Annotated in this window: 13 protein-coding genes; 6 read left to right on the top strand and 7 right to left on the bottom strand. The window is 77.5% G+C overall.

Annotated elements, in window-relative coordinates:
- Positions 1-35 precede the first annotated feature (35 nt).
- Complete coding sequence (locus ACI8AA_RS02230; protein WP_457042887.1) at positions 36-161, bottom strand: hypothetical protein; 126 nt, start codon at positions 159-161, stop codon at positions 36-38.
- A gap of 84 nt (positions 162-245) precedes the next feature.
- On the opposite strand from ACI8AA_RS02230, the gene ACI8AA_RS02235 reads away from it, so the two are divergent.
- On the top strand, positions 246-3,401 hold the full coding sequence (locus tag ACI8AA_RS02235) for a carboxyl transferase domain-containing protein (RefSeq protein WP_457042888.1): 3,156 nt from the start codon (positions 246-248) through the stop codon (positions 3,399-3,401).
- Between the two features lie 37 nt (positions 3,402-3,438).
- Positions 3,439-3,636, top strand: coding sequence for a hypothetical protein (locus tag ACI8AA_RS02240; protein WP_457042889.1), 198 nt, complete (start codon positions 3,439-3,441; stop codon positions 3,634-3,636).
- 2 nt (positions 3,637-3,638) lie between these two features.
- On the opposite strand, the gene ACI8AA_RS02245 is transcribed toward ACI8AA_RS02240, so the two are convergent.
- On the bottom strand, positions 3,639-4,142 hold the full coding sequence (locus tag ACI8AA_RS02245) for a DUF2505 domain-containing protein (protein WP_457042890.1): 504 nt from the start codon (positions 4,140-4,142) through the stop codon (positions 3,639-3,641).
- 54 nt (positions 4,143-4,196) lie between these two features.
- Here ACI8AA_RS02245 and ACI8AA_RS02250 point away from each other — a divergent pair, with 54 nt between their 5' ends.
- Positions 4,197-4,667 carry an N-acetyltransferase family protein gene (locus tag ACI8AA_RS02250; protein WP_457042891.1) on the top strand — a complete coding sequence of 157 codons (471 nt, stop codon included), beginning with the start codon at positions 4,197-4,199 and terminating at the stop codon, positions 4,665-4,667.
- A 16-nt stretch (positions 4,668-4,683) separates the two neighbouring features.
- Here the strand turns inward: ACI8AA_RS02250 and ACI8AA_RS02255 are convergent, their stop codons facing one another.
- Positions 4,684-5,550 (bottom strand): hypothetical protein, encoded by an 867-nt coding sequence (locus ACI8AA_RS02255; RefSeq protein WP_457042892.1) that lies wholly within the window; start codon positions 5,548-5,550, stop codon positions 4,684-4,686.
- Positions 5,551-5,772: 222 nt separating this feature from the next.
- Positions 5,773-6,732: an EamA family transporter gene (locus ACI8AA_RS02260; RefSeq protein WP_457042893.1), complete on the bottom strand. Its 960-nt coding sequence runs from the start codon at positions 6,730-6,732 to the stop codon at positions 5,773-5,775.
- A 72-nt stretch (positions 6,733-6,804) separates the two neighbouring features.
- Here ACI8AA_RS02260 and ACI8AA_RS02265 point away from each other — a divergent pair, with 72 nt between their 5' ends.
- On the top strand, positions 6,805-7,710 hold the full coding sequence (locus ACI8AA_RS02265) for a LysR family transcriptional regulator (protein WP_457042894.1): 906 nt from the start codon (positions 6,805-6,807) through the stop codon (positions 7,708-7,710).
- Positions 7,711-7,716: 6 nt separating this feature from the next.
- Here the strand turns inward: ACI8AA_RS02265 and ACI8AA_RS02270 are convergent, their stop codons facing one another.
- A complete protein-coding gene (locus ACI8AA_RS02270; RefSeq protein WP_457042895.1) occupies positions 7,717-8,571 on the bottom strand; it encodes an SDR family oxidoreductase in 855 nt (284 codons plus the stop codon).
- 48 nt (positions 8,572-8,619) lie between these two features.
- On the bottom strand, positions 8,620-9,507 hold the full coding sequence (locus tag ACI8AA_RS02275) for a helix-turn-helix transcriptional regulator (RefSeq protein WP_457042896.1): 888 nt from the start codon (positions 9,505-9,507) through the stop codon (positions 8,620-8,622).
- A 128-nt stretch (positions 9,508-9,635) separates the two neighbouring features.
- On the opposite strand from ACI8AA_RS02275, the gene ACI8AA_RS02280 reads away from it, so the two are divergent.
- Together ACI8AA_RS02280 and ACI8AA_RS02285 are read left to right on the top strand one after the other, a co-directional pair.
- Positions 9,636-10,658, top strand: a complete 1,023-nt coding sequence (locus tag ACI8AA_RS02280) for a zinc-dependent alcohol dehydrogenase family protein (protein ID WP_457042897.1) — start codon at positions 9,636-9,638, stop codon at positions 10,656-10,658.
- 94 nt (positions 10,659-10,752) lie between these two features.
- Positions 10,753-11,793, top strand: coding sequence for an NAD(P)-dependent alcohol dehydrogenase (locus ACI8AA_RS02285; RefSeq protein ID WP_457042898.1), 1,041 nt, complete (start codon positions 10,753-10,755; stop codon positions 11,791-11,793).
- Positions 11,794-11,832: 39 nt separating this feature from the next.
- Here the strand turns inward: ACI8AA_RS02285 and helR are convergent, their stop codons facing one another.
- Complete coding sequence (gene helR, locus ACI8AA_RS02290) at positions 11,833-13,983, bottom strand: RNA polymerase recycling motor ATPase HelR (protein ID WP_457042899.1); 2,151 nt, start codon at positions 13,981-13,983, stop codon at positions 11,833-11,835.
- Positions 13,984-14,022 lie beyond the last annotated feature (39 nt).

A 14,022-nucleotide genomic window follows, 5' to 3' on the forward strand; every position in this document is an offset into this window, starting at 1 on the left:
GACGGTACGCCCGCGGAGGAGCCGGCGTCCCGCCCTCAGTCGGTCCCGTCCTGCGGCTCCGGCTCGCTCTGCGCCTCGAGGGAGGCCTCGGTCTCCGCGTCCTCCATCTCGAGGGCGATGTCCCGCGGCTGCGGCTGGTCGGGCTGCGACGGCGTCGTCATGACCGCAGCCTGCCCGCCGACGGCGCGGTGCGCTCCCCGGGAGGGCGTCGCGGCGTGACCGGCGCCACCTAGACTCCGGCGCCGATGAGCATCACCCGCCTGCTGGTGGCCAACCGCGGCGAGGTCGCCGTCCGGGTGTTCCGCAGCGCCGCCGCCCTGGGCCTGTCCACCGTCGCCGTCGCGCCGGAGGACGACGCCGGGAGCCTGCACGCCCGCCGCGCCGACGAGGTCGTCCGCCTGCCCGGGACCGGGCCGGCGGCGTACCTGGACGTCGGCGCCGTCGTCCGGGCCGCCGTCCGCGCCGGCGCCGACGGGCTGCACCCCGGCTGGGGCTTCCTCGCCGAGAGCCCCGACCTGGCCCGCGCCTGCGCGGACGCCGGGATCGCGTTCGTCGGCCCGGACGCCGCCGCCCTCGCGCTGCTCGGGGACAAGACCGCCGCCCGCGCCCGGGCCGGCGAGCTGGGCCTGCCGGTGCTGGCCGCCACCGACGGCGACACCGACCTGGCCGCCGCGACCGCCTTCCTCGCGGGTCTCGGCGACGCCGGCGCGGTCATGGTCAAGGCGGTGGCCGGGGGCGGCGGCCGCGGGATGCGCCCGGTGCGCGACCCGGCCGACCTGCCCGCCGCGCTGGAGCGGGCGCGCTCGGAGGCGCGGGCGGCGTTCGGCGACGGCGCGGTGTACGTCGAGCGGCTGCTGACCGGCGCCCGGCACGTCGAGGTGCAGGTGGCCGGCGACGGCGCGGCCGTGGTGGCCCTCGGCGACCGCGACTGCTCGCTGCAGCGGCGGCGGCAGAAGCTGGTCGAGGTCGCCCCCGCGCCCGGCCTCGACGACGGCCTGCGCGCCCGGCTGGCCCGGTACGCCACCACGCTGTGCGGGTCGCTGGCCTACCGCGGGCTGGCCACCGTCGAGTTCCTGGTGCGCGCGGAGGAGGTGGCCTTCCTCGAGGTCAACCCGCGGCTGCAGGTCGAGCACACGGTGACCGAGGAGGTCACCGGGCTGGACCTGGTCGAGGTCGGCATCCGGCTGGCGGAGGGTGCGACGCTCGCCGACCTGGGCCTGGCCACGCCGCCGCCGTCCCGCGGGGCCGCCGTCCAGGCGCGGGTCAACGCCGAGACGCTGCTGCCCGACGGGACCGTGCACCCCGGCGCCGGGCGGCTGGAGCGGTTCGTCCCCCCGACCGGGCGCGGCGTGCGGGTGGACACCGGCGTGGTGGCCGGCGACGAGGTCGGCCCGCGCTACGACTCGCTGCTGGCCAAGGTGGTCGTGGCCGACCGGGACCTGCCGCGGGCGCTGGCCGGCTGCCGCCGCGCGCTGACCGAGCTCGACGTCGCCGGGGTGCCCGTGAACGCGGACCTGCTCGCGGCGCTGCTGGACCTCCCCGAGGTGGCCGACGGCCGCGCGACCACCGACCTCGTCGACGCGCGCCTGGCCGACCTGGTGCCCGAGCCGGTGCCCGGGCGCCCGGCCGAGGTCGCGGCGGCCGTCGACGGCGTGCTGCCGGTGACCGCGCCGCTGTCGGGGGCGGTGGTCGAGGTGGCCGCCGCCGAGGGCGACGCCGTCGCCGCCGGAGCGACGCTGCTGGTGCTCGAGGCGATGAAGATGGAGCACGTCGTGGCCGCCCCCGCCGCCGGTGTGGTCACCGGGCTGGCCGTGCGGGTCGGCGACGTCGTCACGGCGGGGACGGTGCTCGGCGGGATCGTGCCCGGCGAGGCCGGCGACGCCGAGGGTGGACCCGGCGGGGAGGACCCGGACGCCGTCCGCCCGGAGCTGGCCGAGCTGCTGGAGCGCCGCGCCGCCACCCTCGACGAGGCCCGGCCGGAGGCGGTCGCCCGCCGCCACGAGGCGGGGCGGATGACCGCGCGGGAGACGGTGGCCGCGCTGGTCGACGAGGGCACCTTCGTCGAGTACGGCCAGCTCGGCATCGCCGCCCAGCGGGCGCGGCGGACGCTGGCCGAGCTGGTCGCGCGGACGCCGGCCGACGGCATGGTCACCGGCATCGGCGAGGTCGGCGGCGTGCCGTGCGCCGTCCTCGTCTACGACTACACCGTGCTGGCCGGTACCCAGGGCCGCACCAACCACCGCAAGACGGACCGGCTGCTCGAGGTCGCCACCGAGCGCGGGCTGCCGGTGGTGCTGGTGGCCGAGGGCGGCGGCGGGCGGCCCGGCGACACCGACGGCGGCGGCTTCTCCCGGCTCGACGTCCCGACCTTCACCACGATGGCGCGGCTGGCGGGGAAGGTGCCCACGGTCGCCGTCGTCTCCGGGTACTGCTTCGCCGGCAACGCCGCGCTGGTCGGCTGCTGCGACGTCGTCATCGCCACCGAGGACAGCAGCATCGGGATGGGCGGCCCGGCGATGATCGAGGCCGGCGGGCTGGGCGTCGTCGCGCCGGAGGACGTCGGGCCGACGGCGGTGCAGGCGGCCAACGGCGTCGTCGACGTCGTGGTGCCCGACGACGCCGCGGCCGTGGCCGCCGCCCGGCAGGCGGTCGGGCTGCTGACCGGGCGGGTGGTGCCGGGGGAGGCCGCCGACCAGCGGCCGCTGCGGACGGCGCTGCCGGCCAACCGGGTGCGCAGCTACGACGTGCGGCCGGTGGTCGCCACGCTCGCCGACCCCGGCAGCGTGCTGGAGCTGCGGCCGGCGTCCGGGCGGGGGATCGTCACCGCGCTGGCCCGCCTGGACGGGCGTCCGGTGGGGTTCGTGGCCAACGACCCGCGGCACCTCGGCGGGGCGATCGACGGCGGGTCGGCGGACAAGGCCGCGGCGTTCCTGCGGCTGTGCTCCTCGGCCGGGCTGCCGGTGGTCTCGCTGGTGGACACCCCCGGGTTCATGGTCGGCCCGGAGTCCGAGCGCACCGGCACCGTGCGCCGCTTCGGCGGGCTGTACGTGGCCGGGGCGCAGCTCGGCGTCCCGCTGCTGGCGGTGGTGCTGCGCAAGGCGTACGGGCTCGGCGCGATGGCGATGCTCGGCGGCGACCTGCAGGTCCCGCTGCTCACGCTGGCCTGGCCGACCGGCGAGTTCGGGCCGATGAGCCTGGAGGGCGCGGTGCGGCTCGGGTACCGGCGGGAGCTGGAGGCGCTGCCGCCCGCGGAGCGCGACGCCCGGTTCGCCGAGCTGGTCGCCGCGTCCTACGCGCAGGGGAAGGCGCTCAACGTGGCGTCGGCGTTCGAGGTGGACGACGTCGTCGACCCCGCGGACACCCGGGACGTGCTGGCCCGCGCCCTGGCCGGGCTCGCGTGAGCGGGCGGCCGGCGGTGCCCGCGGCTACCGTCCGGCCATGCCGCAGTTCCGCCTGACCACCGGCGACGGCGCCGTCCTGCAGGAGTGGGACGCCGCCGACGCGACCGCCGCCGAGGCCGAGGCCGTCGACGTCGTCGCCCGCCACCGCGCGGACGACCCGCCCGGTGCCGCGGAGTACGTGCTCGTCGACGACGCCGGCGGCGACGTGGCGCGCTGGGGCTCGGCCGCGCCCTGAGCTCAGCCCTCCCCGAGGCGGCGCTGCAGCACCTCGTGCTCGCGCCGCAGCACGACCTGGGTGACCAGGTCGCGGACCGCGCCCTCGGCCTGGCGGCCGATGAAGGGGGCGTCGACCTTGGCGTCGCCGGTGACCGTGGCGCGGGTGCCGCCGCCGGACGCGGGGGTCAGCCGGCGCTCGCAGGTGACCCGGGCCTCGCGGCCCATGACCTCGGCGCGCAGGTCGAGGGCGCCGCGGTAGCCGCCGTCGCCGTCGGGCTGCCAGGTCGTGGTCTCGGTGACCGGGACCGTCGTGCCCACGAAGCGGGCGAAGACCGGCGGGATGCCCGTCGTCGGCGCCGACAGCCGCACCCGGGTGGTGTTGCCCGTCCCGTTCGCCTGGCTCGAGACCTCGTGCACCTCGGCGTCCAGGGCCTGGGCGACCTCGCGCAGGAAGACCTCGTCGGTGAGCTCGGCGAACACGCGGTCGGGGGCGGCGGTGTAGCTGGTGGTGGCGTCGATGGGCACGCCCCATCCTCGGTCGTGCCCCAGCGCGCCGCCCGGCGGGGTCAGACTGCCGCCGTGGCCGAGGTGGTGATCCGGACGGCGGGTCCCGCGGACGCCGTCGCCGTCGCGGGGGTGCACGCCCGGGCCGGGCGGTCGGCGTGGTCGGCGTTCCTCGGCGACGTCCTGGCCGAGCCGGACGTGCCGCTGTGGCGGGAGCGGGTCCCCGCGGACGGGTTCCTCGTGGCCGAGCGGGACGGCGCCGTCGTCGGGTTCGGGCGGGCCGACGTCGCGACCGGTGTGGTGGCGCTGCTCTACGTGGACCCCGCCGAGCAGGGCAGGGGCACCGGGCAGGCGCTGCTGGCGGCCGTCCTGGACCTGCTCCGGACGGCCGGGTGGGACCGGGCCCGGCTGCGCACCGAGGAGCGCAACGCCGGCCCGCGCGCCTTCTACGAGCGGGCCGGGTGGCGGCCGACGGGTGAGGTGCTCGAGCGGGAGTGGGCCGGCCGGCGGCTGCGCGAGGTCTGGTACGTCCGGGACCTGGACTGACGGGAGCGCGGTCCGCTCAGGGGACGGGCTCGGTCGCCGGGGACTCCACCGCGGTGCACTCCTCCGGCGCCGGGGCCTCGGGAGAGTCCGTGGCCGCGGGGTCGGCGGGCGCCTCGGGACAGGTCGGTCCCGCGGGGCACCCGGGCGTCGTGGTGGCCGGGTCGGCCGCCGGGTCCGTCGTCGTCTCCGTGGCCGGGGCGGCCGCAGCGTCGGGAGCCGGGTCGGTCGTGGTCCCGGCGTCGGCGTCCCCGCACGACGGCTCCTCGGCCGGCGGTTCCTCGGCGGGCGGCTGCTCGACGGGGGTCGGCTCGGCCGGGGGCTGGTCCGCGGGCAGCTCCTCGGCAGGCCCTTCGGCAGGTCCCGATGCCGGCGGGGCGGGGTCCGCCGGCGCGGGCGTCTCCTCGGCGGGCGTCTGCGCGGCCGGGGGCTGCTCGGCCGGAGGAGCCGGGGTCGCGGGCGCCTCGACCGCGGGAGCCACGGGAGCCGCGGCAGCCGGGGCGGGGACGTCGGGCGCCGGGGCGGCAGGAGCCGGGGCGGCGGGCGCGAGGTCGAGGGGAGCGGGGTCGACCGGCGCGGGGTCGGCCGGGACCTCCGTCGGCAGGGACCGGTCGTCGGTGGACGACCCGCGCGGGAGCGAGCCGCGGGGGAGGGATCCGGGGGAGGAGTCGGCGTCGTCGTCCGGCGCGGGCCGGGTGGCGGCCGCGGGGGCCCAGCCGTCCTCGAACCCGGGCGCGGTGACGCCGATGCTCGGCATCACGAGCGGGCCGCCCTCGGGCAGGCCGTCGTCACCCGAGCCGCCGCGCCCGGCCTCGGCCGACGTCGGATCCGCCCCGACCGCGCCCGCGACCGGCGGCCCGGAGACCGCCGCCAGCGTGGCTGCCATCCCGAGCGCGCACGCGGTGGCGCCGAGCCCCGGGATCAACCGGGCGGATCGGACCCCGCGTCGCTTCCTGTCCATGTACGCGTCCCCCTGAGCTGTCACAGCCCGCCAATCCTGACCCGGGGTGTTCCGTTCGTCCACGCATGCCGGTGCCCTTCACCCGTGTGTCGCACGAACCCCCGGCTTCGGGGGGGCCGGACCGACCCGTCCTGGGCCCTCGTCCGGTCACGGGCGCCCGGCCGGCTCGTGATCGGCGGCGACGGCGCCCGGGGGCGGAGCCGTCGCCCGTGGAGGAGCGGCGTCGGGCGGAACCCGGGGGAGGCGGCTGCCGTACAGCACGCCGGCCACCACGAGCGCGCCGCAGGCCAGCTCCACCAGCGGCGACCGCTCACCGAAGAACAGCCACGCCGAGCCCATCCCGACGACGGGCACCAGCATCGAGAACGGCGCCACGGTGCCCGAGGGGTGCCGGCTCATCAGCGCCGTCCAGATGCCGGAGCCGAGCAGCGTGGCGACCACGACGGTGAACAGCAGGCCGGCCAGCGCGAGCAGCCCCGTCGCCGTCCCGAGCGTCGTCAGCGACGTGCCGATGCGGGCGGGGCCCTCGGTGGCCAGCGACAGCGCGAGCATCGGCAGCGGCGGCACGACGGTCATCCAGAGCATCAGCCGGAACGGCCGGGCCGGGCGCGCCTGCCGGTTGCACAGGTTGCCCAGCGCCCAGCCGAGGCCGCCACACAGCGTCAGCAGCACCGGCAGCAGCGTGGCGCCGCCGTCCAGACCGGCCCGGTGGACGGCGATGCCGGCCAGGCCGACGACGGCGAGTCCCACCCCGGCCGCCTGCCGCCCCGTCAGCCGCTCGCGGAGCAGCAGCCCGGCCAGCACGACCGTGAACGGCGCCGAGGACTGCAGCACCAGCGAGGCGAGACCCGTCGGCATGCCGGTGTCCATCGCGACGTAGAGGAAGACGAACTGCAGGACGCCGAATCCGGCGCCGTACCCGAGCACCCACCGCCACGGGACGCCGGGACGCGGCACGAACAGCACGGTCGGGACGGCGACCAGCGCGAACCGCAGCGCCACGAGGAAGAACGGCGGGAACTGCTCGAGGGACAGGTGGATCGCCGGGAAGTTCAGTCCCCAGACGACGGCCACGAGGAGGGCGAGCAGGCGGTCGCGGGTCGGCACGACGTCGAGCGTGCGCCCCGCAACTGTGCAGCACCAGCGAGAAATCCTGACAGAACGATGTAGCTTCGCTGCATGGACGTCCGCGCGCTGGAGACCCTCCGCGCGGTGCGCACGCAGGGCGGTGTCACCGCCGCGGCCGCCGTCCTGCACCTGACGCCGTCGGCGGTGTCGCAGCAGCTGGCCGCCCTCTCGCGGGAGGCCGGGGTGCCGCTCACCGAGCGGGTCGGGCGCGGGCTGCGGCTGACCGCGGCGGGGGAGGCGCTGGCCGAGGCGGCGGTCGACGTCGCGGTCGCCGTCGAGCGGGCGCGGGCCGCGTGCGCCGCCTTCCTCGAGCGCCCCGAGGGCACCGTGCGGGTGTCGGCGTTCCAGAGCGGCGCCCAGCTGCTGCTGCCGCCGCTGCTGACCCGGGTGCGCGAGCTCGGCGGGATCACCGTCGAGTGCTCGGACGAGGACGTCGCGCTCGACGAGTTCCCCGCCCTCACCGACCGGGTCGACGTCGTCGTCGCGCACCGGCCCGACGGCGCGCAGTGGCCGGCGACGGGGCTGCGCGTCGTCCCGCTGCTGCGCGAGCCGCTCGACGTCGCCGTGCCCCGGGACCACCCGCTGGCCGGCCGGTCGCAGGTGCGGCCCGGGGACCTGGTGGACGAGGACTGGATCGCCGTCCGCGAGGGCTTCCCGGTCGCCACCGTGCTGGCCGCCGTCGCCGCGGGGTCGGGCACCGCGCCGCGGATCACCCACCGGATCAACGACTTCTCCGTCGTCGAGGCGCTGGTGGCCGCCGGCCACGGGATCTCGCTGCTGCCGCGGTTCACCCGCGGTGGCCACCCCGGCGTGCGGCTGCTGCCGCTGGCGGGGGTGCTGGCCGGGCGGCAGGTCGACGCGCTGCTGCGGCCGGACACCGCCGAGCGGCTGGTGGTGCGCCGCGTGCTCGGCGCCCTCGTGGACGTCGCCGCCGAGGCCGCCGCGGCGCCGCGCTGACCGCCGTCAGGGCTTCCAGCGGTGCAGGCCGGTGACGCGCCGGACGGCGGCGGCCGCCACCCGGTACGGCACCTTGTCCAGCAACGCGGCCAGCTTCGCGTCGGGCCCCACGGTCACCCGGAACCGCGGGCGGTCGGAGTCCAGGGCCCGGGCGACGGCGCGCGCCACCTCGCGGGGGTCGCGCGAGCGGGGGAGGTGCTCCTCCTCGACGAACCGCTCCACGGTCTTCAGCAGGCCGGTGTAGGGGCTGCCGGGCGGGGTGACGCGGGGCGTCGTCGCCCAGATCGCGGTGTCGTAGTTGCCCGGCTCGACCAGCACCACCCGGACGCCGAACGGCTCGACCTCGTAGGCCAGCGACTCGGCCCAGCCCTCGAGCGCCCACTTGGAGGCGCAGTACAGCGACAGGCCGGGGTTGCCGTAGCGGGCGGAGTCGCTGGAGACCAGCACCAGCCGCCCGGCCCGCTGCCGCCGCATCACCGGCAGCACCAGCTGGGTGAGCCGCAGGGCGCCGAGCAGGTTGGTGTCGAGGACCCGGCGCCACTCGTCCTCGTCGGTGTCCTCGAACGCGCCGCCGCTGGCGGTGCCGGCGTTGTTCACCAGCGCGTCGAGCCGGCCCCCGGTGAGCGCGAGGGTCTCCTCCACCGCCCGCCGGGAGGACTCCGCGTCGGTCACGTCCAGCTGGACGACGTCGAGCGGCTCCAGCCCCGCCTCGCGGGTGCGGGCGTCGAGCGCGGCCCGCCGGCCGGGGTCGCGCATCGAGGCGACGACGTGCCGGCCGCGGCGGGCCAGCTCGACGGCGATCTCCAGGCCGAGCCCGGAGGAGCACCCGGTGACCAGGACGGTGCGCTGCTCGTTGTCCACGGCAACCGCATCGGCAGTCCGGCCCGCCGACCGGACGACGCCCGCGGCTCAGACGCGGTCGGCCGCCGGGCCGGGCTGCTCCTGACCCGCGGTCGCGGCCCAGCTGGCGAGCAGCTTGAGGGCGTCCTCCGACCGCGTGCCGGGCTCGGCGGTGTAGATGGTCATGCGCAGGTCCGCGGAGTCCTCGGCCGGCAGCTCGAACGTGTGGTAGCCCAGCTCGAGCGTACCGACGACGGGGTGGCGGAACTGCTTGGTGCCGTTGTGGTGGATGCGGACGTCGTGCGCCGCCCAGCGGACCCGGAACTCCTCGCTGACCGTGGACAGCTCCCCGACGAGCTCGCGCAGCTGCGCGTCGTGCGGGCGGCGGCCGGCCTCCCCGCGCAGCAGCGCGACGGTGGTGTTGGCGGCGAGCTCCCAGTCGGTGTAGTAGGCGCGCGCCCGCGGGTCGAGGAACTGGAACCGGGCGAAGTTCGCGGGCCGCCGCGGGCCGTCGAACAGCGGCGAGTGCAGCGCCCAGCCCAGGGCGTTGGTCGCCAGGACGTCCAGGCGGCCGTCGGCGACGAGGGCGGCCGAACCCGTCACCGAGTCCAGCATCCACTGCACCCGCGGGGGGATGGCGGCCCGGGCGCGGCGCTGCGGCGCGCGGGCCGGCCGGGCGGCGGCGCGGGCCAGGTTGAACAGGTGGGCCCGCTCGGCCTCGGTCAGCTGCAGCGCGCGGGCGACGGCCTCCAGCACGTCCTCCGACACCCCGGCGATGTGGCCCTTCTCCAGCCGCGTGTACCAGTCGGTGCTCACCCCGGCGAGGACGGCGACCTCCTCCCGGCGCAGGCCGGGCACCCGCCGCCGCCCGCCGCCCGGCAGCAGCCCGGCCCGCTCCGGGCTGATCCGGGCCCGCCGGCTGACCAGGAAGTCGCGGATGTCGGCGCGGTTGTCCACCCGTCCGACGGTACGGCGGCCCGCCGGGCCAGAGGGGTCGTGCCAGTCCCCCCACAAGGCCGACCCCCCGCGCCCGCCCGCGGAGGCGTTCCGTGGAGTCGACACCCCACCTGCAGAGGAGCACCGCCATGCGAGGAGTCGTCCTCCACGCCCCCGGCGACGTCCGCGTCGAGGACCGCCCGGACCCGAGGATCGAGCAGCCCACCGACGCCGTCATCCGGCTCACCGCCGCCTGCGTGTGCGGCTCGGACCTGTGGCCCTACCGCGGCGTCGAGGCGGTGGACGGCCCGTCGCCGATGGGGCACGAGTACGTCGGCGTCGTCGAGGAGGTCGGCAGCGAGGTCCGCACCGTGCGGCCCGGCCAGTTCGTCGTCGGCTCGTTCTTCGCCTCCGACAACACCTGCGAGATCTGCCGGGCCGGCTACCAGACGCACTGCGTGGACCGGCAGCCCGGCGCCCCGACCGGTGCGCAGGCGCAGTACGCCCGGATCCCGCTGGCCGACGGCACGCTCGTCGCCATCCCCGGCGCGCCCGAGGACGACCTGGTGCCCGGCCTGCTCGCCGCCTCCGACGTGCTGGGCACCGGCTGGTTCGCCGCCGTCGCGGCGGAGGCCGGTCCGGGGAAGACGGTGGCCGTCGTCGGCGACGGCGCGGTCGGCCTGCTCGGCGTCCTGGCCGCCCGGCAGCTCGGGGCCGAGCGGGTCGTCGTCTTCAGCCGGCACGAGGACCGGCAGCGGCTGGCCCGGGAGTTCGGCGCCACCGACGTCCTCACCACCCGCGGTGACGAGGGCGTCGCCGAGCTCAGGGAGCTCACCGGCGGGCTGGGCGCGCACTCGGTCATCGAGGCCGTGGGCACCCAGGAGTCGATGATGCAGGCCGTCCGGGCCACCCGCGCCGGCGGCCACGTCGGGTACGTCGGCGTCTCGCACGACGTCTCGCTGCCCGGCGAGGAGCTGTTCTTCTCCGGCGTCCACCTGCACGGCGGCCCCGCCCCGGTGCGCCGCTTCCTGCCCGAGCTGATCGACCTGATCTGCACCCGGGCCATCGACCCCGGCAGGGTCTTCGACCTCGAGCTCCCGCTGGAGCAGGCCGCCGAGGGCTACCGCGCCATGGACGAGCGCCGCGCGATCAAGGCGCTGCTGCGGCCCTGAGGGAGGAGGACACCGTGCAGGCCACCCGCGGCTCGATCGCCGCCGCCCCCACCGTCGACTGACCGACCCCCTGAGAACGGAGAGCACCACCCTCATGCGCGTCACCGCCTACGCCGCCCCGGCCGCCGGCCGGCCGCTGGTCCCCACCACGATCGACCGCCGCGACGTCGGCCCGGGCGACGTCCTCATCGAGATCCGGTACGCCGGCATCTGCCACTCCGACATCCACACCGTCAACGGCGACTGGGGTCCCCAGCCGTTCCCCGTCGTCCCCGGCCACGAGATCGTCGGCGTCGTCGCCGCGGTCGGCGCCGACGTCCCCCGGCACCGGGTCGGCGACCTCGTCGGCGTCGGCTGCATGGTGAACAGCTGCGGCGAGTGCGCCAACTGCCGCAACGGCGACGAGCAGTACTGCCTGGCCGGCATGGTCGCCACCTACGCCGGCACCGACCGCGACGGCACCACCACCCAGGGCGGCTACTCCACCCACGTCGTCGTGGACGCCGGCTTCGTCCTTCGGGTGCCCGACGGCATCGACCCCGCGTCGGCCGCGCCGCTGCTGTGCGCCGGCATCACCACGTACTCGCCGCTGCGCCGCTGGGGCGCCGGGCCGGGCCGGCGGGTCGCCGTCGTCGGCCTCGGCGGGCTGGGCCACATGGCCGTCAAGCTCGCCGCCGCGATGGGCGCCGAGGTCACGGTGCTGTCCCAGTCGCTGAAGAAGCAGGAGGACGGCCTCCGGCTCGGCGCCACCCACTACGCCGCCACCAGCGACCCGGAGACGTTCACGCAGCTGGCCGGCCGGTTCGACCTGGTCGTGAACACGGTCAGCGCGCCGATCGACGTCGACGCGTACCTGTCGCTGCTGGCCGTGGACGGCGCGCTGGTCAACGTCGGGGCGCCCGCCGAGCCGCTGAGCCTGCACGCCATGTCGCTGATCGGCGGCCGGCGCACCTACGCCGGCTCGATGATCGGCGGCATCGCCGAGACCCAGGAGATGCTCGACTTCTGCGGCGAGCACGGGATCGGCGCCGAGGTCGAGGTCATCCCCGCCGACCGGGTCAACGAGGCCTACGAGCGGGTGCTCGCCTCCGACGTGCGCTACCGGTTCGTCATCGACACCGCCACCCTCCGCTGACCGCCGGCGCGGGCCCCGCCGCCGGGGCCCGCGCCGCCGTCAGCGGCCGGTGAGGACGACGAGCCGCTGCGTCGCCCGGGTCATCGCGACGTACCGGTCCACCGCCCCCTCGACGCCCTCGCCGAACCGGTCGGGGTCGACGAGGACCACCAGGTCGAACTCGAGCCCCTTCGCCAGCACCGGCGTCAGCGACCGCACGCGGGGCGTCGCCGGGAACGCCGGGTCGCCGATGACGCAGGCGGTCCCCTCGGCGTGCGCGGCCAGCCAGCCGTCCACGACCGCCCGCAGGTCCGCGGTGGACCCGTGCGTGACGGGGACGCCGGTGCTGCGGATCGACGTCGGCACGTTGGCGTCGGGGATCGCGGCCCGGATGACCGGCGCGGCCTCGGCCATGACCTCCTCGGGCGTGCGGTAGTTGATCGTCAGCGAGGTCAGGCGCACGTCGGTCAGGCCGACCCGCCCCAGTCGCTCCTCCCACGACTCCGGGAAGCCGTGCCGGGCCTGCGCGCGGTCCCCGACGACGGTGAGGCTCCGGGACGGGCAGCGGCGCAGCAGCACCTGCCACTCCGCGTCGGTCAGCTCCTGCGCCTCGTCGACGACGACGTGCGCGAAGGGGCCGGCGAGCACGTCCGGGTCGGCCTGGGGGAGCGCGGCCCGGTCGACCAGGGCGTCGCGGAGGTCCTGGTGGCGCAGGCTGGTCATCAGCAGCAGCTCGGAGTCGTCGGCCGCGATCAGCTCGTCGATGACGCCGGCCATCCGCTCGCGCTCGGCCGCGACGACGGCGTCGTGCCGGCGCCGCCGCCGCTCCACCTCCGGGTCGCCGATCCGCAGCCGCGCGGCGTCGAGCAGCGGCAGGTCCGACACCGTCCACGCCTTGGGGTCCGCGCGCTGCAGCGCCCGGACGTCGTCGGCGCCGAGCCAGGGCGCGCACCGGCGCAGGTAGGCCGGCACCGACCACAGGTCCCCGACGACGTCGGCGGCCTCCAGCAGCGGCCACGCGCGGTCGAACGCCGCGCGCAGGTCGCCGTCGCGCCGCACCGCCCGCCGCACCTCGTCCGGCTCGGCGTCCTCGCCATCGTGCGCGTCCACCACGACGTCGAGCAGCGCCTCCCACGCCTGCCCGCGCGCCTCGTTGTGCGGGGTGCCGGGGTCGGGCGCCTCGAACGCCTCGGCCCAGTCGTCGGGGCCCAGCCACACGTCGGCCCACGGGGTCGTGACCGTCGTCCCCCGGCGGGGTGGCTCCTCGTGGAAGCGCACCGCCGCCTCGACCGCCTCGGCCATCCGCGCGGACGCCTTGAGCCCGGCCACGCGCGGGTCGGCCTCGACCCCGGCCGTCGCGCCCTCGGGCACCAGGTCCCGCAGCGTGCAGGTCCGCACGCCCTCCTCGCCCAGGCTGGGCAGGACGTCGGAGACGTAGGCCAGGTAGGGCTCGTGCGGGCCGACGAACAGCACCCCGCCCCGGTGGTGTCCGAGGCGCGGGTCGGAGTAGAGGAGGTACGCGGTCCGGTGCAGGGCGACGACGGTCTTGCCCGTCCCCGGGCCGCCGTCGACGACCAGCGCGCCGCGGGAGCCCGCGCGGACGATCACGTCCTGGTCGGCCTGGATGGTGCCGAGCACGTCCCGCATCCGGTCCGACCGGTCGCTGCCGAGGCTGGCGACGAACGCCGACTGGTCGTCGAGCGCGGCGTGCCCCCGGAGGCCGTCGCGGGTGAACACCTCGTCCCAGTAGTCGGTGATCCGGCCGCGGGTCCAGCGGTACCGCCGGCGGCTGGCCAGCCCCATCGGGTCGGCGTGGGTGGCGCCGAAGAACGGCTCGGCGGCCGGCGAGCGCCAGTCGACCAGCAGCCGGCGGCCGACGTCGTCGGTGAGGCCGAGCCGCCCGACGTACACCGGCTCGCCGCCGTCCGCGGGCACCATGCGCCCGAGGCACAGGTCCAGGCCGAAGCGGCGCAGGGTGCGCAGCCGCGCGGTGAGCCGGTGCACCTCCAGGTCCCGGTCCAGCGCCGCCTGACCGTGGCCGCCGGGGGAGCGGCGCTCGGCGTCGAGGCGGTCGGTCAGCTCGGCGACGGTCCGCTCGAGGCTCGCCGCGACGGCGGCGAGGTGCGCGACGTCGTCGGCGACCAGCGCCGGGTCCGCCTTGGCGGCGAGGTCGTCCGGGAGGGCGAACACGGTGGTGCTCACGGGGCTCACGGCGGGCGAGTGTGGGCCCCGCCCCGGGCCTTGCCGCAA

The sequence above is a fragment of the Geodermatophilus sp. SYSU D01180 genome, assembly GCF_054050415.1.